Consider the following 1,095-nt stretch of genomic DNA (forward strand, 5'->3'; position numbering starts at 1 on the left):
CCGCAGATGCGGCGCGATCTGCGCCGCCAGCCGGCCCGCCAGCGCGTCCAGTTCGGCATAGCTCACACGCTCGTCGTCGCTGACCAGCGCCAGCGCCTGCGGCGTTCGCCGCGCCTGCGCCTCCACCAGGCCATGCAGGCTGCCGCGCTGGTCGAAGCGCTGTGCCAGTGCCTCCGGCAGCGCCTGCGCCGGCTGGCCAAAGGCCAGCAGCTGCGTCTGCAACCCTGAAGGCAGCAGTGCCAGCTCGCTCAATGCCGCCTGGCCGCCCTCGCGCAGCGCCTGCTCCAGGCTTTGCAGCGCCTGCGCCATCAGCGCGCAGACCTGCTGCGGATCCTGCGGCATGTCCACCGTGGCGCAGACCCTCAGCCTGCCGTTCCTGTCCTCGATGTCGACGGCCAGCGGATAGTCGCTGACGGTCACCGGAGCCAGCGCCGCGTCGCGCTCGGTCGCGCTGGCGTCCGTCTCGTCCGCGGCCCCGACCGGCAGGCTCAGGCGGCGGCAGTTCAGCAGCGCGCTGAACAGCGGCCGCGGCGGCTGCACGCCGCTGCAGCGCTGCGCGGTCGACAGCGGTGTCTGCTCATGGCGCATCAGCTCCACCAGCAGCGCATGCAGACCCAATGCCGTGTCCTGCACGCGGCCCCTCAGCGACGTGCGGACGGGCAGCGTGTTGACGAAGGGCCCCATCACCTGCTGGGCATGCGCCCCGGCCTGCATGCGCCCCATCACCACCGTGCCGAACACCGGGTCCTCCCGGCCCGACAGCCGCCCCACCACCAGCGCGAAGGCCAGGTGGAACAGGCTCGCGCTGTTGATCCCCAGCGCCTGCGCCTGCTTCTGCAAGGACGCGCCCAGCGCCTGCGGCAGCACCCGCTCGGACGAGCGGCTGTGCCGCTGGCGCCGGTGCACCTCCTCCAGCCCATAAGGCAGCGTCGGCTCGTCCACCTCGCCCAGCAGCCGCCCGAAGAAGGCCTCCTGCCCGCGCCTCGCCTCCTCGCGCCGCGACAGCGCGACGAAGTCCCGGAACGGCAGCGACGGCGGCAGCTGCGCCTGCTGGCCCTGCAGGCAGGCCTGCACCTCCTGCTGCATCAGCACCAG

The 1,095-nt window shown here is 73.0% G+C and carries 1 protein-coding gene; it reads right to left on the reverse strand.

Features of this window, described 5'->3' with window-relative positions; all coding sequences use genetic code 11:
* Positions 1-1,095, reverse strand: a 1,095-nt coding sequence (locus tag LZ017_RS21750; RefSeq protein ID WP_241399026.1) for a condensation domain-containing protein, incomplete at both ends; no start/stop codon positions are given.

The organism is Pelomonas sp. CA6 (assembly GCF_022549225.1).
GTDB lineage: Bacteria > Pseudomonadota > Gammaproteobacteria > Burkholderiales > Burkholderiaceae_C > Roseateles.